A 25969-nucleotide genomic window follows, 5' to 3' on the forward strand; every position below is an offset into this window, starting at 1 on the left:
TTCTGTCAGGTATCCCGGAGCCCCGCCACAATGACCCCATGCGCGCCGACCGGCTCCTCTCCCTGCTCCTCCTGCTGCAGAACCGCGGCCGGATGACCGCACCCGAACTGGCCGCCGAGCTGGAGGTGTCGGTCCGTACCGTCTACCGGGACATCGAGGCCCTCGGCGCCTCCGGCGTCCCCGTCCAGGCCGACCGCGGACCGGCCGGCGGCTACCGGCTGATGGACGGCTACCGCACCCGGCTCACCGGTCTCACCGGTCTCACCGACGCCCAGGCGGGCTCCCTCTTCCTCGCCGGTGCGCCCGGGCCCGCGCAGGACCTGGGCCTCGGCGCCGATCTGGCCGCCGCCCAGCTCAAGCTCCAGGCGGCGCTGCCCGCCGCCCTCGCCGAGCGGGCCCGCCGGCTCCAGGACCGCTTCCACCTGGACGCCCCGGCCTGGTTCCGCGACGCCGACCCCGTACCGCACCTCGCGCGGATCGCCCAGGCGGTCTGGGACCAGCGCGTCCTGCTCACCCACTACCGCCGCTGGAGCGGCGAGGAGCGGGCCGGGCGCCCGCTGCACCCGCTCGGCCTCGTCCTCAAGGGCGGCATCTGGTACCTGGTGGCGCGCGCCGCCGACGAGCGCGTACGCAGTTACCGGGTCTCGCGGTTCCTCGCCGTGGACACCTCCGAGGAGGGCTTCGAGCGTCCGGACGGATTCGAACTCGCCGCGTACTGGGCGGAGTCCGCGCGCCGGATGGAGGAGGCGACCCGGCAGGGGACCGCCCGGCTGCTGCTGTCCCCGCGCGGGCGCAGGCTGCTCCCGATGCAGTTCGGCGCCGCCGGCGTACGGGCGCTGGCCGGCGCCGGACCGGCCGGCCCCGGGGACCCGGAGGGCTGGATCCGCGTCGACCTGGAGGTCGAGTCCGAGGCCGTCGCGGTCGGAGACCTGCTCCGCCTCGGTACCGAGGCCGAGGTCCTCGCCCCGCCCGAACTCCGCCGGGCCCTCGCGGCCACCGTCGCCGCACTGGCCGAACGGTACGGCTGAACACGCCGGTGACGACCGGGCGGGCGGTCGGCCGGGCGGCCGGTCGGGCAGGTCTTTGCGGTCTAGGCCCCGGTGCCGGGCGGCGCCGTCGGGCGGTGCTGCCAGCGGATCTCGCCGTCCTCGCGGTGCGGGGTCGGGGCGAAGCCGCAGGCCGCGGCGACCGCCGCCGAGGCGTGGTGGTCCGGGTGGACGTGCGCGATCAGCAGCCCGACGGGGAGGTCCGCCAGCCATGCCGTCACGGCCCGGGCCGCCTCGGTGGCGAAGCCCCGGCCCTGCCAGGGGGTGCCGATCACCCAGGCCAGCTCGGCCGTGTCCCGCGCGGGCGTGACGGTGGCCTGCACGGTCCCCACCAGCGCCCCGTCCCCGCGCAGCCGCAGCACCCAGTTGCACCACACGACCGCGGGGTCCGGGGACCCCGCTGCCAGCCGGGCGTATCGCTCGCGCAGCGCACCGGCCGTGAGCGGGGCTCCGCCGATGAACTCGTGCAGTACGGGATCGCCCAGGACGAGGGCCATCTCCGCGGCGTGCTCGACGCGCAGGGGGAGCAGGTCCAGGCGGCCGGTGCCGAGGCGACCGGCGGCGGCCGTACGGGCCCGGGGCCGTCGGACCTTGGCCGCCGCACCCGGGCGGGGTACGCCGTCCACCGCGAGGCAGATCCCGAGGACCCGGTCGTGGCCGGTCCAGCCGTTGACCCGGCCCCTGTTGTTGCTGATCCGCACGCGGCGGCGCGGGGTGTCCACGGCGGAGACCAGGTGCAGGTACACCGTGCCGGAGACCCGGGCCAGCACGATGTCGCCGGGCTCGACGAGCGCGGGGTCGACCGGGGCGACCCGGACCCGCTGCCTGCTGTGGATCAGCGGCACCATCGAGCCGCCGGTCGGCCGGAACTCCACGGTCTCGCCCCGGCCTGTGCGGTCCGCCACTGCGTCGAGCATGCCCATCGGGCGAGTCTGCCCGGATACGGGGGCTTCCGGAAACCGCATTTCCGCCGGGTGCGGCGGGGCGCGGGCCGGGTCGGATGCGGGACGGCCCGGGTCGAGCCGTCAGCGCGGCGGTTCCACCTCCAGGAAGCGGCGCCGGCGCGGGCCCCGGTAGAGCAGGCAGCCCCAGCCCAGCGGTTCCAGCGCGGCCGCGCAGGCCGTCAGCCGCTCCTGCTCCGCCTCGGCCGCGCCGCCGCCGGGCGGCCCGAGCCAGGTCACCTCCACCGCCGCGCCCCCGGACGGTCCGGGCGCCACCCGGTACCCCGTCCGCGTACGACGGCCCCCCGCGTCCACGGCCGATGGCGGGAGGGCCGCCGCCTCCAGTACGAGGGCCACGGCGCGCGGCATCTGCCGCAGCTCCCACGGCGCGGGAACCGCCGTCCCCGCCCGGCCGTTCACCAGGCGGCGGATCTGCAGCAGGCCCTCGTACGCCGTCCGGACCTCGGCCTCCCGCGCCGCCGTGGCGGGCCGTTCCGGTCCGTCGCCGGTCGCCGGCTCGAAGGACGCCGTCACCACCCACCACCCTTCCTCGGTGCGGTCTGAGTACCTCACACCCAACGGCCTGAGTATCCGCCCCGATTCCCCGCGACCCCGCCGCTGATCGAATGGGGGCATGACCTCCGACGCCGCCGCGGCCCGCCCGCGCCGCATGCAGCACGTGACCACCGCCGGCTCCGCCCTGGCCGTGGCCCTGGTCCCGCTCGTGGTCGGCGTCCTGGTGGCCAAGGGCATGGCCGCGGACCCGCACACCCCCGTCAACGCCCTCATCACCGGAGGGGGACAGCGGGCGGGCCTGCCCCGAGCCGAGTGGCGCCGCCGCGGCCACGCCACGATGCACCGCCTGCGCACGGCCCGCCGGCGCACGGTCCGCCGCCGCACTGCCGGCTCCCGCCCGTGCCCCGCCGCTGTCCGACGGGGTCCGGGACGGCCCGACAGCTCCTACACGACGGGTGCGAGCGGTTCCTGGAGTTCGGTGACCCACTGGGTCCGGTCCTCCGGGCAGGAGAGGGTCACCTCGCGCGCGTAGCCCGCCGAGCGGTGGCCGTTCGCGTCGATCCAGTGCGCCAGCGCCTGGGCGGTGGGCAGGACGGCGTCCATCGGACCCCGGTGCACCACGGTCGCGGCCCGCTCGACCCCGGGCAGTTCGACCACGCGCACCGCGCCCCCGAGGTCCTCGGCGCGCACCGAGGCCCCCACCGGCAGCCCCGCGTGGACGAGGACGGCGCCGGGCTCCGCGCCCGGCGCGTCCTCGTAGTACGCGACCCCCGGGCCGGTCGGGACCACCCCGGCGGCCTCGATCCGGCGGCAGAGCTCGTCGTAGAGCGGGCCGATGACCGGCCCGATGTCCTGCGGTCCGTAACTCCCCGCGACCCCGGTCAGCTCGACGAGCCGGACGGGCGGGAGGCTTGTGACGACGATGTCGACGGTGGACATGGATCCCTCGCTCTCGATGGTCCGGAGCCTCGTCTCGACCTGGGTCAGCCGGGCCGCCGCGGCGGCCATGGCCGATTCCAGTTCCGCCCGGCGCAGCCGGAGCATGCCGCGCAACTCCTCCGCGCCCAGCCGCTCGTCGAGGATCGACCCCACCTGTTCCAGGCTGAAGCCGAGTTCCTTGAGCGCGATGACACGGTTGAGGCGGGCGAGTTGCCCGGCCTCGTAGGAGCGGTAGCCGGTGGCGGGGTCGACACGGGCCGGGCGCAGCAGTCCGATGGCGTCGTAGTGGCGCAGCATGCGGACCGACACCCGGCCGTGCTTGGCGAAGTCTCCGATGGTGAACATGACGCCCTCCAGTGCAGGCCCTGACACGGGGGGAGGGTCAAGTCCTGAGCGATGTCTGCTGGTCAGCGGCCATACTGCCGGATGCAGAGATCCACGATGGAGGGCGGTACGGCGCCCTCGGCGGCCGCGCACAGCTCGTCCGGGCGCGGCAGCCGCGGCGTGGCCGGCTGCCGCGGGGTGCGTGGCGGCGCGGGCTTGGGCGGGTGCGCCCGGCGCGGCGCCGCGGGCGGTTCCGCGCCGCGTGCGGCGGGCGGCCGCTCCGGGGCGGCCCGGACCGGTGGCTCGACCGGGGGTTCGGGGAGCTGCCCCAGCGGCAGGGGCAGCGACTCCGGCGGACTCGGCGGCAGGTCGGGGGCGGTCGGTGCCTCGGGCGTGTCCTGCGCGCTGGTGGGCGCCGAGGGGCCGCGGGCCGGAGCCGGGGACGCCTCCGGGCCGACGGACACGCAGCCGGTGCTCGCGAGCAGTGCGACGAGGGACAGGGGCAGGGCCCGGCGTAACTGCATCCGACCACCATGCCGCACCGCGGGCCGCCCGCCGGCCCGTACTCACGCGTCCGGGTGAAGCGGCGGCGGAGTCGGTCCCCGGTGTCCTCATCGTCACGGTCCGGATGCCGAGGGCTACCGGAGCCGAGAAGCGGAACGGACGGATGGGGCAGTTCGGACACCCGGCTTGACCCGGGCCATCCGGGGAGGAAAGAGTGCGCCGATCAAGCAGTCAAGAACCACCGCATGAGCTGCACTTCGGAGATATCTCATATGTTCGCACCGGTCCGCGATTCGCTTGACCCCATGACGACCGGAGGCGCCCCTCGGCCGGGCGCCGCCACGGGCATGGTCCTGGTCGCGCGGCGGCGCAGGGCCTGACCGGCAGGGTGGGGGCCGACACCGCACCGCCGCGCCGGTCCCCACCCCCGCCGGGAGACAACCGTGTCCCACCACTCCGACGAGAGCGCAGGCGTGCCCGAAGACCGCCTGTTCGTGCGCCCGTACGTGGCCCCCTCCGGGCGGCCGCCCCGGGCGACGACGCCCGCCTGGCCGCACACCGGGCCCGTCCCCGTGTCCTTCCGCGCGCCCGAACCACGGTCTGACGACGGACCCGAGCCCGCTTCCGGTGCGGAGCCGGCCGCTACCGGCCCCGGCCGGGAGCGCGGCAGCCGGGGCCCGCTGGTGGCCTTGGCCCTGCTCGCCCTCGCCGCGGCCGGCGGGCTGGCGTTCCTGCCGAGCGGACCCGACCCGGAGCCCCGGCGGGCCGTGAAGCCGCCGGAGTTGTCCGTTCCGGTGCTCCCGGCGCGCAGCCCCGGAGCCGGGGCCGACGCCGGTCCCCCGCCCGAGGGGTCCGTACGGGCCTCCGCGCCCTCGTCGGCCGCATCGGCCTCGGCGCCGGGCCCCGGACCGGTGGGATCGTCCGCGGGGCAGACCCCCAAGCCGGCGCCGCCGGGCGCCCCGTCCGGGCCGCCGACCCCGGCGGCTTCCGGGACGCTGCGGATGGGCGACCGCGGGCCCGAGGTGCGCGCCCTCCAGGAGCGGCTCCACGGGCAGGGGTTCACGTACGTCTCGGTCACCGGCGAGTACGACAGCCAGACCAAGCGCGGGGTCGCACAGCTCCAGCGCGACCGGGACATCAAGGGCGACCAGCCCGGGGTCTACGGCCCGGCCACGCGGGCGGCCTTCGGAGGCTGAGGCCGGAGCCGGCGGCCGGAGCCGGCGGTCGGCTGCCCGCGGTCGGCGGCGGGTGTCAGCGACCGCCCGAGACCCGCAGGACGGCGCCCGTCGTGTACGAGGCGTCCGGGGACAGCAGCCAGGCCACGGCCCCCGCCACCTCCTCCGGCTGACCGGCCCGCCCGAGCGGGATCCCGGCGGCCGCCCGGGCCGGCCGTCCGGGGTCGCCCATCGCGGCGTGCATGTCGGTCTCGATGATGCCGGGCGCCACAGCGTTGACCCTGATCCCGTCCGGACCGAGCTCCTTCGACAGCCCCACCGTCAGGGCGTCGGTGGCCGCCTTGGTCGCCGCGTAGTGGACGTAGTCGCCGGGGCTGCCGAGCGTCGCGGCCGCCGAGGACACGTTCACGATCGCCCCGCCGCCCGCCCCCGCCATGTCCCGGGCGGCGCGGCGGCAGCACAGCAGGTACCCGAGCAGGTTCACCTCGACCACGCGCCGCAGGTCCTCGGTCGCGGTGTCGGCGAGCCGGCCGAGCGGGCCGGTCACCCCGGCGTTGTTCACGAGCCCGGTCACCGCGCCGAACTCGGCACCGGCGATGTCGAAGAGCCGCTCCACCCCGCACTCGTCGGAGGTGTCGCCGCGTACGGTCAGGCAGCGTGCGCCGGCCGCCCGTACGCGCTGCGCGACGGCATCGGCGGCCGCGTCGTCGCGGTGGTAGCCGAGGACCACGTCATGGCCGTCCGCGGCGAGGCGCAGGCAGGTCGCGGCGCCGATGCCTCTGCTGCCTCCGGTGACGACGGTGACCGGACGACGGGGCACGGGGACCTCCTGGGCGGCGGGGCGGCGGGGCGGCGGGGCAGCGGGGCTGCAAAACTGTTGGGTGGCGGGGGCGCGTCAGGCTAACACCGGGATTTCGGCTGGACCAGCGGAAATGCCAGGTCGCACAGTGGACCCCGGTGCAACGACACCGTCCGTCCGTACGCCCCGTCCCAGGAGTTGGGTACATGTCGACCTTGCGGGTCACCGCCGAAGAGCTGACCGTCCACGAGCACCCGAACGCCGACGCGCTGGAGCTGGCCCAGGTCGGCCTCTACCGGGCCGTCGTCGCCAAGGGCGCCTACCGCACCGGCGAGTTCGCCCTCTACATACCCGAACAGGCCGTGCTGCCCGCCGGCCTGATCGAGGAGCTCGGCCTGACCGGCCGCCTCGCCGGAGGCGCCGCCGACCGGGTCAAGGCGGTCCGGCTGCGCGGCGAACTGTCGCAGGGGCTGGTGTGCCGGCCGCGTGCGCTGGCCGACGTGGACCTGGCCCGGGCGGCCGGGGAGGGTACGGACTTCGCCGAGCTGCTCGGGATCACCAAGTGGGCGCCGCCCGTCCCGACGACGATGAACGGCGAGGTGGAGGCAGCGCCCGAACTGCTCCCGTGGGTGGACATCGAGAACCTCCAGCGCTACCCGGACCTGTTCGAGCCCGGCGAGCCGGTCGTCCTCACCGAGAAACTGCACGGCACGGCCTGCCTGTTGACGTACGTCGCCGACGGCGGCCGGGTGCTGGTCTCCTCCAAGGGCTTCGGCTCGAAGGGGCTGGCCCTGCGGGAGGACGAGCGCAACCTGTACTGGCGTGCCGTACGCGGCCACGGAGTACCGGAGGTCGCCGCGAAGCTGGCCGAGCGGCTGGGCGCCACCCGGATCGGCGTCTTCGGCGAGGTGTACGGCGCGGGCGTCCAGGACCTCGCGTACGGCACGGACGCCCGTACGGCCGCCACCGGGCCGGGATACGCCGTCTTCGACGTATCGGCGGAGATCGACGGGCAGGTGCGGTGGCTGGACCCGCAGGAACTGCTCCCGGACGGTGAACTGCCCCTGGTTCCCCGGCTGTTCGAGGGACCGTACGAGCTCGCCACCGTACTGGAGCTGGCGACCGGCCGGGAGACGGTGTCCGGCCGGTCCACGCACCTGCGCGAGGGCGTCGTGATCCGCCCGGTGGTGGAGCGCCACAGCCCGGTGGTCGGCGGCCGCGCCGTGGCCAAGGCGGTCAGCCCGGCCTACCTCACCCGCAAGGGAGGTACGGAGTACGAGTGACCCCGGCGCCCGCGCACCCGGCTCCGCGCGAGCGGGCGCCGGGCGTGAGCCGGCTCCGGGACCCGGAGCCGGCCGGCTCAGACGAGGCGCGCACCGCCGTCCACGTGCAGCACGGTGCCGGTGACGAACGGGTTGCCGATCGCGTACAGCACCGAGCGCACCACGTCGTCCGGGGTGCCGGTCCTGCCGGCGGGGTTGCGGTCCGCGACCCCGCGCAGGAACGCCGCCTTGCCCTCGCCGAGCCGGTCCCAGGCCCCGGAGTCGATGATGCCGGGGGAGACGGCGTTGACCCGCAGGGGCGCCAGTTCGACGGCCAGCGCCTCCACCAGGAAGGCCAGGGCCCCGTTGGTGGTGGCCATGACCACCCGCTCCGGGGCGGGCCGCCAGGCCGCGACGCCGGAGAAGAAGGTGAAGGAGCCGCCCTCGTCCATCCGCCCCGCCAAGTGCTTGGCGAGCAGCAACGGGCCAAACACCTTCGCCGCGAACGCCCGCTGGACGTCGGCGAGCACGAGGCCGGACACGGGCCCGTTGGCGGGGACGGCGGCCGTCGAGACGACGTGGTCGACGCGGCCCGCGGCCTCGGCGAGAGCGGCGATCGACCCCTCGTCGGTGAGGTCGGTCGGCTGGACACGGGCGGGTCCGGGCAGGGCGGCCGCCGTCGCCGCCAGCCGGTCCGCGTCGGGCCCGGCGAGGACGAGCTCGGCGCCGGCCGCCGACGCCGTACGGGCCAGCGTGCGCCCGATGTGCGAGCCGGCGCCGACGACGACGAGCCGCTTGCCGTCGAGGGAGTCCTGGAAGAGAGCAGCAGTGGTCATGGGTGGTCCTGAGTTCTGAGTTCTGAGTTCTGGGGTGTGGGGTTCTGGGGTTCCGGGGGGTCCGGGTTCCCGCGTCCCGTACCTCCACGACTCTCCATCCAGCGGATCCCATACGTCCAAGACATGGTTTCTACCGCTGCCATAAGATTTGCTCATGACGACCCTGCGGCAGCTCGAGTACCTGGTCACCGTCGTGGACACCGGCTCCTTCACCCGGGCCGCCGAGCTCCTGCACGTCTCCCAGCCCGCCCTGTCGCACCAGGTCCGCGCGTTGGAGCGGGATGCGGGCGGACCACTGCTGGAGCGGCTCCCGCGCGCGGTCAGGCTGACGCCGATGGGCCGCGCGATGCTCCCGCACGCCCGGGCCGCTCTCGCCGACGCCGAACGGGCCCGGACCGCGGCCCGCCGCGCCGTCGGCCTGGACGGCGGCGAGATCCAGGTCGCCGCCGTCTACTCGGTCACCCTCGGGATCCTGCTCCCGGTGCTGCGCACCTGGCACGAGCGCCATCCCGACGTCCGCATCCGGCTCATCGAGTTCCCGCACACCGACGCGCTGCTCGCCGCGATGACCGCAGGCCGCGCCGACCTCGCCGTCGGCCCCGAACCCCGTGAATGGGACGGCCCGGTACGGAAGTTGGGGGAGGAGGAGTTCGTGCTGGCCGTCCCCGCCGACGATCCGGCGCCGGACCGGGTGCGCCTGGTGGACCTGGCGGACCGCTCATGGGTGCACTACGCCCCCGGCAACGGCCTGGCCGAGGTGGTGGACCAGGCCTGCGCGGCGGCCGGCTTCCGGCCGCGCGCCGCCGTACGGACCGAACAGACGGCCGCGGCGCCGCTGCTGGCCGCCACCGGGCTCGGCCCGGCCCTGGTCCCCGAGAGCGTCGTACCGTCCGGCTTCGCGGGGCGGGTGCTGCGTCCCGAACCGCCGGTGCGCCGGATGCTGGCCGCCTATGCGCGCCCGCACCCCGACCCGCTCACCACGGCCTTCCTGGACACGCTCGCCCGGTGCGCACAGGCCGCCGGAGCCTGAGCCCGGAAGTTCACGGCCGCCGGGCCGGCGATCCGGCGCGGACCTCCAGGGAGGTGCGCCAGCCCGGGGCTTCCGGCTGCGGGGGCCGGGGCGCGGGGCGGCCGCCCGTGGCGAAGAACGCCGACAGCGGGAGCGTCGCCGCGCCGACCGTGACCGCGTCCGGGCCCAGGGAGCCCAGGCCGATCGTGACGCGCTCGGCGGGATGGCGCAGGGAGTACCGGGCCGCGTGCTCCCGTACGGCCGGCAGGATGTGCGGGCCCAGCAGCAGGCCGGCCCAGCCGCCGATCAGGATGCGCTCCGGCCGGAACAGGTTGACCACGTCCGACAGGCCCGCGCCGAGGTACTCCGCGGTCTCCTCCAGGACCTCCAGGGCCACCGGATCCGCCGCGACGGCCGCCGCGAGCAGGGCCGACAGGGCCTCCTCCTCGTCCGCCGCGTCCGAGGCGCGCCCGCCCCGCTCCGACCACCGCTGCAGCAGCGACTCCGCCCCCGTGTACGCCTCCAGGCAGCCCAGCGCCCCGCACCGGCAGCGCCGTCCCCGTACCGAGACGGTCAAGTGCCCCCACTCCAGCGGGGTGCCCTCGGTCGTGCCCCCGTCGGGTGAGCCGTCCGTGATCAGGCTGGCACCCACGCCCGAGCCGAACAGGACGACGACGGCCTCGCGGGCGCCGCGCCCCGCCCCGAACCACATCTCGGCCTGACCGAGCGTGCGCGCCCCGTTGTCGATGATGTACGGGACCTCCGGCGGTACGGCGCCCGTCGCCCGCAGCAGGGCCTCCAGCGGGACCGCGTCCCAGCCGATGGTCTGGCCGTGGACGACCGCTCCGCCCGGCGCCTCGCGTTCCACTATGCCGGGAACGCCCACGCCCACCCCCAGCAGCCTGCCCGTCCCGACACCGGCCTCCGCGAGGACGGCGGCGATCCCGGTCCGGACGTGGTCCACGATCGGGCCGACGTCGTAGCAGCCGCGCGGCTGCAACGGCAGCTCGGCGCGGGCGAGTTCCGTCAGCGCGAGGTCGAACAGCTCGACGCGGACCCGGGTTTCGCCTACGTCGACCCCGATCATGTGGGCGCTGCCGGGAGCCACGCGCAGCAGGGTGCGCGGCCGGCCGCCGTCCGAGTCGACGATCCCGGCCTCCTCCAGCAGTCCGTCCGCGACGAGTTCGCCGACCACGTTGCTGACGGAGCCGGAGCTCAGCCCGGTGGCGGGCCCGAGTTCCTGCCGGCTCATCGGCCCGCCGAAGTACAGCCGCTGGAGCACGGCGCTGCGGTTGCCGCGCCGCAGGTCCCGCACCGTACGGCCGCCACGCCCTGTGGTCATCTGGCTCCTTCCGTCCTGCCGTCCGCCCTGTAGTCGCTCGCAACATACCCTTGCCAGACCCCTTGACGCGACCCTTTCACGAGGCTTAACTCACGTCCTGAATTAAGGCCTTGGGCCGCTGGGCTCCGATGCGGTGGGCGCCGCCGGAGCGTCGCCGCCGGGGCACCGCCGCTGAAGCATCACCGCCGGAACACCGCCGCCCGGGCCGAGAACACCCGCCGGCCTTCCCCGACCCTGCCGAAAGGGGCCGATCCGCCATGCGCAGAACCCGAGCCGCCGCTGCCGCCGTCACCGCCTCCCTGCTCGCCGCCGCCGCCACCGCCTGCGGCGGCGGCACCGCGGACACCGGCGGCGGCTCCAACGCCGCCCCCAAGGAACTCACCTACTGGGCCTCCAACCAGGGCCCGGACCTCGCGGCGGACCAGGCGGCCCTCGGCCCGGAGCTGAAGAAGTTCGAGGAGCGGACCGGCATCAAGGTCAAGCTCGAAGTCGTCCCCTGGTCGGACCTGCTCAACCGGATCCTCGCCGCCACCGCCTCCGGCCAGGGCCCCGACGTCCTCAACATCGGCAACACCTGGTCCTCCTCCCTCCAGGCCACCGGCGCCCTGCTCCCGTGGAACGGCGAGAACTTCGCGGCGATCGGCGGCAAGGACCGCTTCGTGGAGTCGGCCATCGGCTCGGCGGGCGCCGCCGGCCAGGACCCGGCCGCCGTCCCGCTGTACTCGATGGCGTACGCGCTCTACTACAACAGGAAGATGTTCCAGGAGGCGGGCATAACGAAGCCCCCGGCCACCTGGGACGAGATGGTCACGACCGGGCAGCGGCTGTCCAAGGACGGCAAGTGGGCCCTCGGTGCCGAGGGCGCCAACCTCTCCAACAACATCCACCAGGCCTTCGTCCTCGCCAAGCAGCACGGCGCGGACTTCTTCGACGCGGCGGGCAAGCCCGCCTTCGACTCCCCGGGCGCCGTCGACGCCGTCAAGCAGTACGTCGACCTGATGGCCAAGGACAAGATCATCGCGCCGGGCAACGCCGAGTACGCCCAGAACCAGTCCCTCCAGGACTTCGCCAACGGCAAGACCGCCATGGTCCTGTGGCAGAGCGCCGCCTCCTCCTTCAAGAGCCACGGCATGAAGGAGGGCGACTGGGGAGTGGCCCCGGTCCCGGTGCCCGCGGGCGGCACGCCCGGCTCCGGCCCCGGCACCAACTCCATGGTCGCCGGCATCAACCTCGCCGTCTTCAAGAACACCGACAACATCGACGGCTCCCTCGCGTTCGTGAAGTTCATGACCAGCGACGACGAGCAGAGGATCCTCAACAAGACGTACGGCTCCATCCCGCCCGTCAAGGCCGCCCAGAGCGACCCCGCGTTCTCCACCGAGGACCTCACCGTGCTCCGCACCACCCTGGGCACCAGCGCCGCCCCGCTCCCGCAGGTCCCGCAGGAGTCCCAGTTCGAGACCGCCGTCGGCACCGCCGTCAAGGAGCTCTTCGCCGACGCCGCGGCGGGCCGCCCCGTCACCACCGAATCGGTCAAGGCCAAGCTCACCAAGGCCCAGCAGCAGATGGCGAGCTGAGTCCGGCCCGATGAGCCCCACGTACGCGCGCCTGCGCCGCGGTTCCCTCCCGTACCTCCTGCTCCTGCCCGCCCTCCTCCTCGAACTGCTCATCCACCTCGTCCCGATGGTGATGGGCATCCTGATGAGCTTCCGCCGGCTGACGCAGTTCTTCATCCGCGACTGGTCCCGCGCCCCCTGGACGGGCTGGGACAACTACGCACTCGTCCTCGACGTCAACCGGCCCGTCGGCGAAGCCCTCCTGCGCTCCTTCCTCACCACGTGCCTCTTCACCCTGCTCTCCGTCGCCCTATGCTGGCTGCTGGGCACCGCGGCGGCGGTGTTCATGCAGGAGGGATTCCGCGGCCGCGGCCTCCTGCGCGCCCTGTTCCTGGTCCCGTACGCCCTGCCCGTGTACGCGGCGGTCATCACCTGGGCGTTCATGTTCCAGCGGGACAACGGCCTGGTGAACCACCTCCTGCACGACCAACTCGGCCTGATCGACGGGGAGCACACCTTCTGGCTGCTGGGCGGCAACAGCTTCTGGGCCCTGCTGACCGTCTCCGTTTGGAAGGGCTGGCCGTTCGCCTTCCTCATCGTGACCGCCGCCCTCCAGAACATCCCCGGCGAGCTGTACGAGGCCGCCGCGCTGGACGGCGCCGGCATCTGGCAGCAGATCCGCCGGATCACTCTGCCCTCGGTCGGCGCGGTCAACCAGGTCCTGATCCTGGTGCTGTTCCTGTGGACCTTCAACGACTTCAACACGCCGTTCGTACTGTTCGGCAAGTCGGCCCCCGAGCCCGCCGACCTGATCTCCCTCCACATCTACCAATCCAGCTTCGTCACCTGGAACTTCGGCACCGGATCGGCCATGTCCGTCCTGCTGCTGCTCTTCCTGCTGCTGGTCACCGCCGGGTACCTGCTCGTCACGACCCGCGGAAGGAGGAAGGGGCATGCCTGACCACAGCAGGGGCAGCAGCACCGGCAACAGCAACAGCAACAGCAACAGCAACAGCAACAGCAGTAGCAGCGGCAGCGGCAGCCGCCGGTCCTCGCCGCTGGCCCCGCCCCTCACCTTCAGGGTGGTCCGCGCGCTCTTCCTCACCCTGCTCTCCGGCTTCGTCCTGCTGCCCGTCTACGTCATGGTCACCAGCTCCCTCAAGCCGCTCCAGGACGTCGCGGGCCGCTTCCGCTGGATCCCCAGCGGGCTCACCGTCCGCCCCTACATCGACATCTGGCACACCGTCCCGCTCGCCCGGTACTTCGTGAACTCCCTGATCGTGGCGGGCGCGGCCACCGCCGCCTCCGTCGTCATCGCCGTCTTCGCGGCCTACGCCGTCAGCCGCCACCGCTTCCGCGGCAAGCGCCTGTTCACCGTGACCGTCCTCTCCACCCAGATGTTCCCCGGGATCCTCTTCCTCCTCCCGCTGTTCCTGATCTTCGTGAACATCGGCAACGCCACCGGAATCGCCCTCTACGGCTCCCGCGGCGCGCTGATCCTCACGTACCTGACCTTCTCCCTCCCCTTCTCCATCTGGATGCTCATCGGGTACTTCGACTCGGTGCCCCGCGACCTCGACGAGGCGGCCACCGTCGACGGCTGCGGCCCGCTCGGCGCGCTGCTGCGCGTCGTGGTCCCGGCCGCCGTCCCCGGCATCGTCGCCGTCGCCGTGTACGCGTTCATGACCGCCTGGGGCGAGGTGCTCTTCGCCTCCGTCATGACGAACGACACCACCCGCACCCTCGCCGTCGGACTGCAGGGCTACTCCACGCAGACCGACGTCTACTGGAACCAGATCATGGCCGCCTCGCTCGTCGTCAGCATCCCCGTCGTCGCCGGATTCCTGCTGCTCCAGCGTTACTTGGTGGCCGGCCTCACGGCGGGAGCCGTCAAATGACCCGTTCGGCAGGAGCCGTCGCATGACCCTTTCCGGAACCCGTTTCGAAACCGGCGCGGAACTCGGCGCCATCGATCTCGCCGCCCTGCCCCGTGAGTTCGCCTGGGGCACCGCGACCTCCGCCTACCAGATCGAGGGCGCCGTAGCCGAGGACGGCCGCGCCCCCTCCATCTGGGACACCTTCTCCCGCACCCCGGGCGCCGTCGACGGCGGCCACACCGGCGACACCGCCTGCGACCACTACCACCGCTGGCGCGAGGACATCGCCCTGATGCGGGAGCTCGGCACCAACGCCTACCGGATGTCCGTCGCCTGGCCGCGCGTGGTCCCCGGCGGCGACGGCCCGGCCAACCCCAAGGGCCTCGCCTTCTACGACCGGCTCGTCGACGGCCTGCTCGCCGCCGGGATCACCCCCTCCGTCACCCTCTACCACTGGGACCTGCCCCAGGCACTCCAGGACCGCGGGGGCTGGCCCGAGCGGTCGACCGCCGAGCACTTCGCCGCGTACGCCGGGCTCGTCGCCGCCCGCCTCGGCGACCGGGTCACCCAGTGGGCCACCCTGAACGAGCCCCTGTGCTCGGCGTGGATCGGCCACCTGGAAGGGAGGATGGCCCCCGGCTGGACCGACCTGACCGCCGCCGTCCGCGCCTCGTACCACCTGCTGCTCGGCCACGGCCTCGCCACCCAGGCCGTACGGGCCGCGGCCCCCGGCGCCCAGATCGGCATCGTCAACAACCTCTCCACGATCGAGCCCGCCACCGACTCCGAAGCCGACCGGGCGGCGGCCCTGCGCATGGACGGCCACGTCAACCGCTGGTGGCTCGACCCGGTCCACGGCCGCGGCTTCCCCGCCGACATGCGCGAGGTCTACGCCGTCGACCTCCCCGAACGCCCCGGCGACCTGGCCGCCATCGCCGCCCCGCTCGACTGGACCGGCCTGAACTACTACTTCCCGCAGACGGTCACCGCCGATCCGGCCGGCCCCGCCCCGTACGCCCGCCAGATCGACCGGCCCGGCGCCGCGCGCACCGGCATGGACTGGGAGGTCGACGCGAACGGCCTGGAGATCCTGCTCATGCGGCTGACCGAGGAGTACGGGGCCCGGCGCATCCACGTCACCGAGAACGGCTCCTCGTACCACGACACCGTCGCCGCCGACGGCAGCGTCCACGACCCCGAGCGCGCCCGGTACCTGACCGGGCACCTGGCGGCCTGCGCCCGCGCCGCCCGCCGCGGCGCACCGCTGGCCGGCTACTACGCCTGGTCCCTCCTGGACAACTTCGAGTGGGCCTACGGCTATGACAAGCGCTTCGGCCTGGTCCGCGTCGACTACGCCACCCAGCGCCGCACGATCAAGACCAGCGGACGCCGCTACGCCGAGGTGATCGCCGCCCACCGGGCCCTGTGAGACCGCGGCTCCCCGCTGCTCCCCGCGCCGCGCCGTGCCCGCCCCGCTTCTCGGGGCGGGCACGGCCTTTCGTGATGGGATGGGAGACGGTGCTTCCACCAGCTCAGGCTCATGGCACAGGGAGAGGTCGGGTAGATGTCCGAGGACACCATGCGGGCGATGGCGTACGAGACGTACGGCGGGACGGAGGTGCTCACCGAGACCCGGCTGCCCATGCCCAAGCTGGCCCCCGGCGAGCTCCTCGTCCGGGTCAAGTGCGCCTCGGTCAACCCCGTCGACTGGAAGATCATGGCCGGCGGGCTCGACCCGCTGATGGACGTCATGTACCCGGTCGTCCCCGGCTGGGACGTCGCCGGCACGGTCGAGCGGGTCGGCATCGACACGCCCGAGTTCGCGGTCGGCGACGAGGTCATGGCGTACGCCCGCAAGGACTACGTGCACGGCGGGACCTTCGCCGAGTACGTCAGCGTGCCCGTACGGGCCGCGGCCGCCAAGCCCGCCTCACTGTCCTGGCAGGAGGCGGCCGGCCTGCCGCTGGCCGGACTCACCGCGTACCAGCTGCTCACCCGGCTCGCCACCGGCAAGGACGACACCGTCCTCATCCACGGGGCCGCGGGTGGGGTCGGGTCCTTCGGGGTGCAGCTCGCCCGCGCGCTGGGAGCCCGGGTCATCGGCACCGCTTCCCCGCGCAACCACGACCGGCTGCGCGAACTCGGCTGTGAACCCGTCGAGTACGGGGAGGGCCTGGTCGACCGGGTGCGCGCACTCGCGCCCGACGGGGTCACCGTCGCCGCGGACTTCGTCGGCGGCGTCCTCGACGTCACCCAGGCGGTCCTCGCCAAGGGCGGCCGGCACGCCTCCATCGCCGACCCCAGCGTGCTCGGCGCGGGAGGCCAGTGGATGTGGGTGCGGCCCGACGCCGAGGGCCTGGCCGAACTGGGCCGCCTCGCCGACAGCGGGCAGCTCACGGTCACCATCGCCGAGACGTTCCCCCTGTCGCAGCTCGCGCAGGCCTTCGAACTCAGCCAGACGGGCCGCACCGCCGGAAAGATCATCCTGGAGGTCTGACCGGTCCGTGCGGACGCGCGGACGCGCGGGGCGGCCCCCCGGCCGCCCCGCGCCGCACCGGCCTTCCGCGGTCAGGGGAAGGAGACGACCGTGGAGGGGGTCGTCGACGTTCCCGAGGTGGGTGCGCCGGTGGTGTTGATGACGTGCTCGTACTGCCCCTGGCCGCCGAGCGAGACGACGAGCAGGTCGTGGAACCTCACGCCCGGCTTCACCGGCGCCTGGAACCCGTGGTCCTGACGGATCGTCGGATCCACGTTGTAGTAGCAGTAGCTGCCCAGGCCCCAGCCCTCGTGGACGGTCACCGAGTCGGCCACCTTGTACGCGGCGTAGCCCTTGGTCGTGCCGTTCTGGACCGCCGCCTGGTTCGGGGCGTCGTACGCCTTCTCGTTCTGGAAGAAGACCGTGCGGCCGCGCTCGCCGTTCCACTGCACGTCGTACTTGTTGAAGTGCTCGACGAAGAGCCCGGTGGCCAGTACGTCGTCACCGTTCACGCGGAACCCGTAGTCGGCGCGGTTGGTCTCCCAGCCCACCCCGTCGCCGTGGTCGGCCCGCCAGATCCAGGTGTGGTCGACGATCGTGTCGTGGTTGTTGATCACCATGCCGACGGTGGCCTTGCCGGGGCCGGCGCCGCCGACCCGGATGAACACGTCCTGCACGGTCGTCGGGTTGCCGCCGTGGTCCGTCGTCGTGCCGGCCGGTCCGACCTCCAGCAGGCTCGGCGAGTTGACCGGCCCGGCGTCGATCAGGAAGCCGGCGAGCCGCACCCCGTCCACGTCGGCGACCCTCATCGCCGTCACCCCGGTGTCCGGGACGATCGTGGCCAGGCCGAGGCCCAGGACGACCGTGTCCGCGCGGTTCACCTGGAGGGTCTGGTCGAGGTGGTAGACGCCGGGGGTGAAGAGCAGCTGCAGGCCCTGGGCCAGCGCCTGGTTCATCGTCGCGGCGGTCGTGCCCGGCTTGACCAGGTAGAACCGGCTCAACGGGAGCGAGGTGCCCTGCGGCGCGCCGTTGCCCCACGAGGTGCCGCGCGCGTTCGCGCGCTTGGCCGGGACGAAGACCTTGTACTCGGTCCCGTCGAGGTAGAGGAACGGCTTCTCCCGGGAGACGGGAGTGGTGTCGAGCGTGGTGTACGGCGGGTTCGGGAAGGACTGGGCGGGCGCGCCCTGGACCCCGGAGAAGACCTGGTTCCAGACGCCGTTGCCCCAGCCGCCGATCGCGCTGTCGCGCGTGTACCACTGCTGCTGCGAGTAGTTGCCGACCTGGCCGTCGATCTTCGAGTCGGCGATGTAGCCGCCGGAGGCCCAGCCGAAGCCGTCGGGGGAGAGGTTGAGCCCGCCCTTGACGTGCATGCGGCGGAACGGCGCGGCCTGGGACACTGCCCAGCGGTCGGTGCCGTTCACGGGATTGAGCGCCAGGTTCTCGGCCGAACGCCAGAAGTTCTGGGTGGCGTTGCCGCCGAACCAGCCCGCGTCGACGGTCACGTCGCCGTTGATGGTGGTGTCGTCGGGGCTGAGGCCCAGGCCCGAGATGGAGGTGTAGAAGCCGATCTGGGCGTTGAGGCCGTTGTACGTGCCCGGCTTGAAGAGGAACTGGTAGCGGCCGGCGCCGAACTGGGCCGACTCCTGCTGCCGGAACACCTCGTCCAGCCTGGCCTGGATGTTCGGGGTCGACGGGTCGAAGACGATCACGTTGGGGCCGAGGTCGCCGCCGCCGGGGAGGGTGGGGCCGCCGCCGGAGGTGCCGAAGACCTGGAACTCGTAGAGGGAGTAGCCCCACTGGGTGGCGCGCTGGGTGCCGTACACGCGGACGTAGCGGGCGGTGCCGGTGATGTCGTGGGTGGTGACCCCGCCGGTGGCCGTGGTCGTGGAGTACGCGGTGCTCCAGCTGGTGCCGTCGGGGGACAGCTCGATCCGGTACGCCTTCGCGTACGCGGTCTCCCAGCGCAGTGCGACCTGGCTGAGCTGGGCGGGGGCGCCGAGGTCGACCTGGATCCACTGCGGGTCGGCGAACTGGCTCGACCAGCGGGTGCCGTTGTCGCCGTCGACGGCGGCGGTGGCGGGCGTGCCGGCGTTCTCCTGGCTGGAGGCGGTGGCGGGCCTGCCTTGGGACAGGAGGACGGGTGCGGCCTGGGCGGCGGTTCCCGGGAGGAGCACGAGGAGGGCCGCTATGAGCGCGGCGGCGAGGGCCGCCGCCGTCAGTCGCGGCGGATGGTCCGAGAGGCGTGGCATGGGGGGCTCTCCTGACGTCGTGGATCCGGGGGGATCGAAGCGTGAGTGAACTGCCCGCCATGGAGGCCGTCAAGGGTTTCAGCGTTCATGAAGTGAACGTCTGAGAGCGTGTCAATTGCTGGTGGTGCCTGTGAACTCGGAGTTTCTTCAATCCTTGTGAAAAGTGTTGACGAAAAAAGGTGGCGGCACTCCACTGAGACTCCTGGCCGCTCTGTCCCGCCTCACCCGCTGGGCGGGACGGAGCCTGGCCGTCTTCGGAGAGTGGCCCCGGGTGGAGGGTGAGGGCCGGCATGCGTTCGCTACTTGGCGCCATGGAGAGGGTGGTTCACCCGAGCGAGGGGACCGCTCCGCATTCCGCCCAGGTGACTTCGACGCCGGGGAGCTCGGCGGACCAGCGGTCCGCGAGCGCGGCGAGCCCGGCCGCGTCGGGCGGGGCAGCGCCGAGCCCGATCGCGTACCGGGCCGAGACGGGGGAGAGCGCGAACGGACGCGGCCAGGCGTGCGCGTCCCGGACACCGGCCTCCGCGAGGGCACCGAGCAGGGCGCGCATCCGGCCCCTGGCCCGGCCGAGGCGCTCCTCGAACTCCCGGGGTTCGTCGGCCCGTACGGTCACCACGGCCCATGCCGCGTGCCGGCGGTGCATCGGCGGGGCGGCGAGGGCGAGAGCGAAGGCGCGGTCGGGGACGAGGGGCTCGGCCTCGTCCTCCGTCTCCAGGAGTTCCCAGGTGCGGTAGAGCTCCCGAACCAGCAGATCGCGCAGGCCCGGGCCGACCTGGGCCGTGCAGCTGCGGACCGGCGTGGAGGGGGTGAGGACCGTGACGGGGTCGGGGCCGGGGTCGGGACCGGGCGTTGGAGCCGGAGCCGGGTGCGGATCCGGGGCCGGAAGTGTCAGGGCGATCGGGTCACGCCAGTCCCAGGCGGCCCAGGTCCCGAAGAACTCCCGGAGCAGGGCCGCGGGGGACGGGTCGGCGGCCTCCCGGACCGTACGAGCCGCCAGCACCGCCCAGGCCAGCCCCGGCAGTCCGCCGAACGGCGCCGAGTCCAGCCCCCGGGCGCGGGCCCACGCCTTGACCTCCCGGGCCAGCCGGACGAACTCCGCATGCCGCTCGGCGCCCACGAAGTCCCGTACGGCTTCGGCGTCGCTGACCGCGCTGAGCGCGACCGCGGCCGCCTCGCCGAGCTCCGCCCGCAACTCCACCGCCCGCGCCGGGTGTACCGCGCCCGTGGCGACGACCACCAGGTCCACGTCCCGCCCGGCCGCGCGCAGCCGCAGCCCCGGGACCCGCGCTCCGACGACCTCCCGCAGCCGCTCGGCCTCCGAAAGCGCCGCCGCGACCCGCCCCCGCACCCCCGCGATGCCGGCCGTACCCGGCAGGGCCGCGACCAGGTCGAGGTCCGCTCCGGGCAGGGCGCAGCCCATGCGGCGGGACCCGGCGAGGTGCACGACGCCGTCACCCAGCGCCTCCCCGATCCTGCCGGTGAGGGCGGCCGCCTGGGCTGCCTCGGCCGCCTCGGCCTCATGGGCCGGCGGTGCTTCCGGTGCGGTTTCCGGTTCCGGCACCCAGCGCCACGCGCCCGTGCCGAGTTCCACCGTCGCCCGGACCCGCATCGGTCCGTCCCCGCGCCGGGACAGCACCACGAGCTCCCCGACCCGGGCCGAAGTCCCGGCCCCGGCCCCGGCCCCCGCCCCGGTCCCGGATCCGCCGAGTCGCGCGGTGAACTCCGCCAGCGCACGCTGCGGATCCCGGCTGCGCCCCAGCGTCAGGTGCGGGGTGAAGCCGTCGCGCCCCCGGCACCCCGGGAACCGTTCGGCGAGCACCCGCCGCAGCTGCTGCCACGGCTGGTCGCCGGCGGCCGCCGGGTCCAGCCACAGCGTGGCGTCCTCCCGGTGCCCGAAGCTGTGCACCCCGGCCAGCCGGGCCGTGAACGGCGCCGCCTGCGCGGCCGCTTCGGCCAGCAGCGGCAGGGCCGCCTCGAACGAGGACTCCGGTACGAAGCCGAACAGCAGGTTCACGTGCGCTGGCCAGCGCCGGACCGCCGGGTCGTGCGCGCGGCGCAGCTCCTCGACCGCCGGATCGTGCGGCGGCAGCCAGGCCACCGCCGTCCGCGCGGTCGCCCGTACGTCGAGCACCGCGCGCCCGTCGACCCGCTCCCCGAACTCCACCACCGCCTCCACCCCGAAGTGGTCCGAGATGAACAGCCCCTCCGGACCCGGGGTGTCGCCCCGCAAGGCGGCCTCCCGCACCCGCGCCCCCGCCGAACGCAGCAGGACCCGGTCCAGCCGGCCGGGGCGCCCCGACAGCGAGCCCACCGCGGCCAGTGGATTGGCCACCGGATCGAAGGTCGGCGTGGCGTCCCGCGCCCCGTGCACCTCGGTCCAGGCGTCCCGCACGCCCAGCGCCGCCGCCGGCCCCTCCGGTCCGGAGCGTCCGTCGTTGAAGTCGCCGAGCAGCGCGGCGTCCGCCTCGATGGCGCTCAACCCCTCCGCGATTTTTGCCAGTTCGGTGCCGCGGCGCCCGGCGCCGTTCTCCGTGTGATCGCTCGTCAGATGGACGGAGGCCACGACGAGGGGGCCGCTCGCGGTGTCCACCGTCATCGCCGCGACCGCCTTGTGCGGTCCCAGCAGGTGCAGCCCCGCCTCCCGTACGGGCAGCCGGCTCAGCACCAGCAGCCCGCTCGCGGCGACGTCCTTGCCGCGCGGATCGGTGCCGACCGTGTACGCGGCGCGCACCCACGGCTGCGCCAACACCATGTCGAGCAGTGCAGGTTCGACCTCCTGGAGGGCGATCACATCGGCATCGGCGGCCGCCAGGTCGGCCAGCAGCATCGGCCTGCGCAGGGCGGTGTCGATATGCGGGGCGTCGTACCGGTCCCACAGCGTGTTCCAGGTCAGCAGCCTGACGCGCTGCGGTCCCGGCCGGGAGTCCGGTGGCACGGGACCGTTCTCGGCCGGGGCCTGCGCCGGCCGCCAGGCACCGCCGTCCGCCGGGTCCCATGCGTACGGGGTCCGGGCGGTGAAGAACGGGGCGCGCAGCAGCCGCGGTTCGCGGATCCGGCCGGCCCCGGTGGCGTCGATCCGGTCCACACCGCTCGCCCGGTCCCACACGAGCTCGCCGTCCGCCTCCACGAACAGCACCCGGTGCCAGGGGATGTCGCCGCCCGGTACGAAGGACGGCAGCGGGACCCGCTTCGGCGGCGCCCCGCGCTGGTGCAGCCCGAACACGAAGCGCGCGGGATCGAAGCGGGGATCCCAGCGGACCTGGTGGTAGAGCTCCTCACTGGTACGCATCAGCCGTCCTCGCCCACTGCCACTGCCACTGCCGCGGCCGCCGGCCCGGACGCCGACGCCGACGCCGACATCGACGCCGACGCCGACGCCGTCCCGGCCACGGTCCCGATGGTCCCCGCCGTGTCCTCCACCGTCCCGCCCGCCCCGATGTACCGGACGCGGTGCGCGGACCCGTGGCCCGGATACGGCGGGCTGAACCGGTGCAGCTGGGTGGTCAGTACCTCCGCCGGTACGGGATGGGGCCGCACGGCATTGCGCCGGACCAGCTCCGCCTCCTCGACCAGCACCACGGCCTGGGTGACCAGCGCGTCCCGGCGCCGCGCGACCGCACCTGCCAGGCCCCGCTGCTGCTCGGTGAGGGAGGTGGCGTCCCACACCACCGTGGACCCGGCTCCCGCCGCCGCGGCCAGCGCGGCGTCCAGCCGGTCCAGGCCCTCGCGCAGCACGTCGGCGTTGGACCGCTGGTCGGCCCGGGAACCCCGGGCGGTGCGCAGATCGTCCAGACTGATGTACGCGGCCACGCCCGGCAGGCTGCGGGCGTACGTGCTCTTCCCGCTGCCCGAGGGCCCGCAGAGCTGCACCAGCCGCGGGAAGCTGCCGTCCCGCCACCGCCAGGTCGCCGCCACCGCCTCCCCGGCGGTGGAGATCCCGCCCCGCCCGAACGCCTCCCGGGCCTCCGCCCAGCAGCGGTCCGCCGCGTCCGCGCCGAGACCCCCGAGGGCCTCCCGCAGCCCCGCGCGCAGCGGGCCCAGCGGATCGGGGCCGAGCAGCCCCGCCTCCTCGGCGCACAGCGCGGACCACTCGACGCACTCCCGCGCCGCGGCATCCGCCGCATGACCCGCGGCCGCCCCCGCGAGCGCGTGCAGCACCCCGAGATCGGCGGCGACGGCCATCCGGACCAGCCCGGCCCGCCGCCCCTCGTCCGGGAACGGCCGCTGGAGGTACGGGTAGAGCCCGACCAGGTCGGCGACCCGTCGGGCGAGCGGCATCCCGACCGGCCCCGCGGCCAGCCGCGCCGCGATCCGGGCCCGCGGCGCGCGGTGCAGTACGGCGGCCAGCACCCCGGCCAACCGGGCCTCGCCGGTGCGGCCCGACGCGTCGAGCCGGCCCGCCACCTCGGCGACGACCGGCCCCACCTCGGCGACGACCGGCCCCACCGCCGCGACGACCGGCTCGATCCCCGCGACGACCGGCCCGGCCCCGCCCTCGGGCGCGGACTCCAGGCCGAGGGCGGCCGCCAGCTGCGCCGCATCGGGCTCGGAGCCCGAACGCACCGCCCACAGCGGGGCCCGCGGACCGAGTCCATTCGGCACCACCTGCGCGTACATCCAGTGCGTGTCCGTCTGCACGTGGCCGCCCCGCACCCACTTGGCGACGCACCGCCCGAAGTCCGCCCGCGCGAACCCGGCCACCGTCCGTACGACGTACCCCTCCTGCCGCGTGGTGTCGAGCCGGAGCTTGCGCAGCGCGCGCTCGTCGAAGACGCCCCGCCAGAGCACGCGCGGGGTGGGCACCCCGAGGCCGTGCAGGAAGCTCACGGTCCGGTCCCAGTCCAGGCAGTGCTCGCCGTCCCACACCGAGAACCCGTAGAACCAGCCGTCGAGGTCCTCGTACGGGAGCGAGTGGCGGGCGTACAGGTTCTCCCCGCACACCCGCCACCCCACCGGTATGCCGGCGCCGATCCGGCTCTGGAGGCCCTTGACCCAGGCCCGCGAGGGGTGGTGGCCCGAATCCAGCGAGCGCGCGTGGAGACCGTCCGCGTACAGGGTGGTGTTCTCCCCGTCCAGCTTCTCGGTGACCACGACCTCGCGCCCGGCCAGCCCCGCGAGACCGGCGGCGCGCACGTCGTCCGCCGCCGCCCCGGGGGACCAGGGCAGGTGCGGGGTACGGGGGTAGTGCGCGCGCATGGCCGGCTCCAGCTCGACGACGGGATTCGTCGTCACTCTAGGTATCCGGAGCCGGGGCATCCAATCAATAACGCGGCCGCTCAAGGCCCCAAGGCCCCAAGGCCCCAAGGCCCCAGGGCCGCGGTGCCCCAGGGCCGCGGTGCCCCAGGGCCGCGGTGCCTCAGGGCCGCGGTGCCTCAGGGCCGGCGTCCGGCCCAGGCCACCAGCCGGTCGATGGCCGGGGCGTCGGGGTCCACGGTCACGACCTCGGCGAACGGGATCCGCCCGCCCCGGGTTTCGGCGGGCAGCGCACGACGTACGACGCCGATCACCCGCTCGATCAGGGCCGGGTCCCACTTCGGCTGCTGGCCGGTCGCCCGGGCCAGGTCCCAGGTGTGCACGGTGAGTTCGTGGGTGTACACGGCCGCGGCGGCCGCGCCCGGCAGGACGCCCATCGGAAGGCGCAGCTGCCGGCCGAGGATGCCGGGGTCGGCCCACACCTCCGCGACCTCGCGGGCGCCCGGCTCCCAGGCCGCCGCCCATCCGCCGTCGGCGATCTCGTCGGCGAAGGAGGGGACGCTGAACGGGTCTTCGCCCCGCCCGATCACCGAGATCCGGCGGACCACGGCGACGAGGTGGCTGGACAGCCGCCGGACGTCGAACTCGTCGCAGGGGGTCGCGGCGTCGTACTGCTCGGGCCGGACGGCGGCGAGGGTGCGGCCCGCCAGTTCGACGGCCGCGGCGAGGTCGAGCCGCGGGTCGAAGGAGGAGGCGACGACGGTGTCGGTACCGGTGGCCGTTGCGCCGGAGTCGGTGGAAGGGGTCTCGATGAGCTGCTCGATCTCGTTCATGTGCTCATCCTGTAATCCAAACTGGCCACCTTCTGGCCAGTTTCCCGAAGAGAATGAAACGGAACGGAAGAGACGGGAAAGACTCCGACCCGCGACGAGGAAAGAGGCACATGAGAGCCGACCGCTTGGTGGCGACCCTGCTGTTCCTCCAGGAGCGCGGCCGCGTCACCGTCCCCGAAGTGGCCGCCGAGCTGGAGGTGTCCGAGCGCACCGCGCGCCGCGATCTGGAAGCCCTGGCCGCGTCCGGCATCCCCGTCTACTCGCAGCGCGGCCGCGGCGGCGGCTGGTCCCTCGTCGGCGGGGCCCGTACCAACCTCACCGGCCTGACCACCGACGAGATACGGGCGCTCTTCCTCGTCACCGGGCCCCTGACGGCCACCCCCGAACTGCGCACCACCCTGCGCAAGCTGGTCCGGGCCCTGCCGCCCACCTTGCGCGCGGAGGCCGAGGCCGCCACCCGCGCCGGGGTCGTCGACGCCACGGACTGGTCCCGCAACGCCGTCACGGCCGATGCCGCCCACCGCTCCGCGCTCCAGGGCGCCGTCGTGGACGGGATCCGCGTCCGCCTCGGGTACGCGGGCGTGGGCAAACCGGCCGGCGTGCGTACGGTGGACCCCCTCGGGCTCGTCGCCAAGGCGGGGCGCGACTACCTGGTCGCCGGAACGGACAAGGGCCTGCGCACCTTCCGGCTCAGCCGGGTCACCTCCGTCGAGCCGACCGGCGAACCCGTGGTCCGGCCGCCCGACTTCGACCTCGCCACGGCCTGGCGTGCCCTGTCCGGGGCCTTCCAGGACGGCATGAACGCGGTGACCGCGCGGGTCCGCGTCCGCCCCGACAGGCTGGCCCTGCTGCAACGGCTCCTCGGCGGCCGGGTGCGCGTCGGCGGCCCGCTGCCCGACGGCTGGACCGAGGCGTGGGTCGACGGCCCGGCCGCCCAGGCACTGGCCGGCCACCTGGCGGGGCTGGGGGCGGGAGTCGAGGTCCTGGAGCCGCCCGAGGTACGGCAGTGGCTGGCCCGGCTCGGCGCCGAACTCACGGCGATGTACGCGGGGGAAGACGCCGGGCAGGCGGGGGAAGCGGGGCAGGCGGGGG

At 74.4% G+C, this 25969-nt stretch carries 22 protein-coding genes; 11 read left to right on the top strand and 11 right to left on the bottom strand.

The features are described from left to right. The first annotated feature begins 38 nt into the window (after positions 1-38). The gene (locus ADK52_RS28840) at positions 39-1028 is read left to right on the top strand and encodes a helix-turn-helix transcriptional regulator (RefSeq protein WP_053692779.1); all 990 of its coding nucleotides are present in this window, start codon (positions 39-41) and stop codon (positions 1026-1028) included. Between the two features lie 62 nt (positions 1029-1090). Here the strand turns inward: ADK52_RS28840 and ADK52_RS41790 are convergent, their stop codons facing one another. Further along, positions 1091-1582 carry a GNAT family N-acetyltransferase gene (locus tag ADK52_RS41790; RefSeq protein ID WP_053692800.1) on the bottom strand — a complete coding sequence of 164 codons (492 nt, stop codon included), beginning with the start codon at positions 1580-1582 and terminating at the stop codon, positions 1091-1093. A 489-nt stretch (positions 1583-2071) separates the two neighbouring features. Continuing rightward, positions 2072-2560: a hypothetical protein gene (locus tag ADK52_RS28850; RefSeq protein ID WP_234344298.1), complete on the bottom strand. Its 489-nt coding sequence runs from the start codon at positions 2558-2560 to the stop codon at positions 2072-2074. A 61-nt stretch (positions 2561-2621) separates the two neighbouring features. Here ADK52_RS28850 and ADK52_RS44850 point away from each other — a divergent pair, with 61 nt between their 5' ends. Further along, positions 2622-3035, top strand: coding sequence for a hypothetical protein (locus ADK52_RS44850; RefSeq protein WP_053692781.1), 414 nt, complete (start codon positions 2622-2624; stop codon positions 3033-3035). Here ADK52_RS44850 and ADK52_RS28860 read toward each other — a convergent pair. Together ADK52_RS28860 and ADK52_RS28865 are read right to left on the bottom strand one after the other, a co-directional pair. Beyond that, complete coding sequence (locus ADK52_RS28860; RefSeq protein ID WP_053692782.1) at positions 2948-3787, bottom strand: MerR family transcriptional regulator; 840 nt, start codon at positions 3785-3787, stop codon at positions 2948-2950. The two genes, ADK52_RS44850 and ADK52_RS28860, sit on opposite strands and share 88 nt — an antisense overlap. Before the next feature lie 62 nt (positions 3788-3849). Beyond that, positions 3850-4290, bottom strand: coding sequence for a hypothetical protein (locus ADK52_RS28865; RefSeq protein WP_053692783.1), 441 nt, complete (start codon positions 4288-4290; stop codon positions 3850-3852). Between the two features lie 423 nt (positions 4291-4713). On the opposite strand from ADK52_RS28865, the gene ADK52_RS44630 reads away from it, so the two are divergent. Beyond that, complete coding sequence (locus ADK52_RS44630; RefSeq protein WP_053692784.1) at positions 4714-5466, top strand: peptidoglycan-binding domain-containing protein; 753 nt, start codon at positions 4714-4716, stop codon at positions 5464-5466. A 55-nt stretch (positions 5467-5521) separates the two neighbouring features. On the opposite strand, the gene ADK52_RS28875 is transcribed toward ADK52_RS44630, so the two are convergent. Beyond that, the gene (locus tag ADK52_RS28875; protein ID WP_053692785.1) at positions 5522-6265 is read right to left on the bottom strand and encodes an SDR family NAD(P)-dependent oxidoreductase; all 744 of its coding nucleotides are present in this window, start codon (positions 6263-6265) and stop codon (positions 5522-5524) included. A gap of 185 nt (positions 6266-6450) precedes the next feature. Between ADK52_RS28875 and ADK52_RS28880 the strand changes: the two genes are divergently transcribed. Next, the gene (locus ADK52_RS28880) at positions 6451-7527 is read left to right on the top strand and encodes an RNA ligase (ATP) (RefSeq protein WP_053692786.1); all 1077 of its coding nucleotides are present in this window, start codon (positions 6451-6453) and stop codon (positions 7525-7527) included. A 77-nt stretch (positions 7528-7604) separates the two neighbouring features. Here the strand turns inward: ADK52_RS28880 and ADK52_RS28885 are convergent, their stop codons facing one another. Further along, the gene (locus tag ADK52_RS28885; RefSeq protein WP_053692787.1) at positions 7605-8342 is read right to left on the bottom strand and encodes an SDR family oxidoreductase; all 738 of its coding nucleotides are present in this window, start codon (positions 8340-8342) and stop codon (positions 7605-7607) included. Positions 8343-8496: 154 nt separating this feature from the next. Between ADK52_RS28885 and ADK52_RS28890 the strand changes: the two genes are divergently transcribed. Continuing rightward, entirely contained in the window at positions 8497-9372 is an 876-nt protein-coding gene (locus ADK52_RS28890; protein WP_053692788.1) for a LysR family transcriptional regulator, read from the top strand. A gap of 10 nt (positions 9373-9382) precedes the next feature. On the opposite strand, the gene ADK52_RS28895 is transcribed toward ADK52_RS28890, so the two are convergent. Then, positions 9383-10693 (bottom strand): ROK family transcriptional regulator, encoded by a 1311-nt coding sequence (locus tag ADK52_RS28895; RefSeq protein ID WP_053692789.1) that lies wholly within the window; start codon positions 10691-10693, stop codon positions 9383-9385. A 257-nt stretch (positions 10694-10950) separates the two neighbouring features. On the opposite strand from ADK52_RS28895, the gene ADK52_RS28900 reads away from it, so the two are divergent. The 5 genes from ADK52_RS28900 to ADK52_RS28920 all read left to right on the top strand — a co-directional run bounded on the left by ADK52_RS28900 (position 10951) and on the right by ADK52_RS28920 (position 16623). Further along, positions 10951-12270, top strand: coding sequence for an ABC transporter substrate-binding protein (locus ADK52_RS28900; RefSeq protein ID WP_053692790.1), 1320 nt, complete (start codon positions 10951-10953; stop codon positions 12268-12270). A gap of 10 nt (positions 12271-12280) precedes the next feature. Beyond that, positions 12281-13210, top strand: coding sequence for a carbohydrate ABC transporter permease (locus tag ADK52_RS28905; protein ID WP_053692791.1), 930 nt, complete (start codon positions 12281-12283; stop codon positions 13208-13210). 97 nt (positions 13211-13307) lie between these two features. Continuing rightward, positions 13308-14147 (top strand): carbohydrate ABC transporter permease, encoded by an 840-nt coding sequence (locus tag ADK52_RS28910; protein WP_053692801.1) that lies wholly within the window; start codon positions 13308-13310, stop codon positions 14145-14147. Between the two features lie 22 nt (positions 14148-14169). Continuing rightward, on the top strand, positions 14170-15555 hold the full coding sequence (locus tag ADK52_RS28915; RefSeq protein WP_053692792.1) for a GH1 family beta-glucosidase: 1386 nt from the start codon (positions 14170-14172) through the stop codon (positions 15553-15555). Between the two features lie 150 nt (positions 15556-15705). After that, on the top strand, positions 15706-16623 hold the full coding sequence (locus tag ADK52_RS28920; protein WP_182508881.1) for an NADP-dependent oxidoreductase: 918 nt from the start codon (positions 15706-15708) through the stop codon (positions 16621-16623). A 71-nt stretch (positions 16624-16694) separates the two neighbouring features. Here ADK52_RS28920 and ADK52_RS28925 read toward each other — a convergent pair whose 3' ends face one another. The 4 genes from ADK52_RS28925 to ADK52_RS28940 all read right to left on the bottom strand — a co-directional run bounded on the left by ADK52_RS28925 (position 16695) and on the right by ADK52_RS28940 (position 24877). Continuing rightward, positions 16695-18851: a discoidin domain-containing protein gene (locus ADK52_RS28925; RefSeq protein ID WP_053692794.1), complete on the bottom strand. Its 2157-nt coding sequence runs from the start codon at positions 18849-18851 to the stop codon at positions 16695-16697. Between the two features lie 325 nt (positions 18852-19176). Continuing rightward, on the bottom strand, positions 19177-22140 hold the full coding sequence (locus ADK52_RS28930; RefSeq protein ID WP_053692795.1) for a poly(A) polymerase: 2964 nt from the start codon (positions 22138-22140) through the stop codon (positions 19177-19179). Further along, on the bottom strand, positions 22140-24047 hold the full coding sequence (locus tag ADK52_RS28935; RefSeq protein ID WP_078988683.1) for an RNA ligase family protein: 1908 nt from the start codon (positions 24045-24047) through the stop codon (positions 22140-22142). The genes ADK52_RS28930 and ADK52_RS28935 overlap by 1 nt, the downstream gene beginning before the upstream one ends. Before the next feature lie 176 nt (positions 24048-24223). Further along, positions 24224-24877, bottom strand: a complete 654-nt coding sequence (locus ADK52_RS28940; protein WP_078988681.1) for a TIGR03086 family metal-binding protein — start codon at positions 24875-24877, stop codon at positions 24224-24226. A 110-nt stretch (positions 24878-24987) separates the two neighbouring features. On the opposite strand from ADK52_RS28940, the gene ADK52_RS28945 reads away from it, so the two are divergent. Further along, positions 24988-25969: helix-turn-helix transcriptional regulator (locus tag ADK52_RS28945; protein ID WP_053692796.1), on the top strand; the 982-nt coding region annotated here is incomplete at its 3' end.

This window comes from Streptomyces sp. WM6372, from assembly GCF_001279655.1.
Classification (GTDB): domain Bacteria; phylum Actinomycetota; class Actinomycetes; order Streptomycetales; family Streptomycetaceae; genus Streptomyces.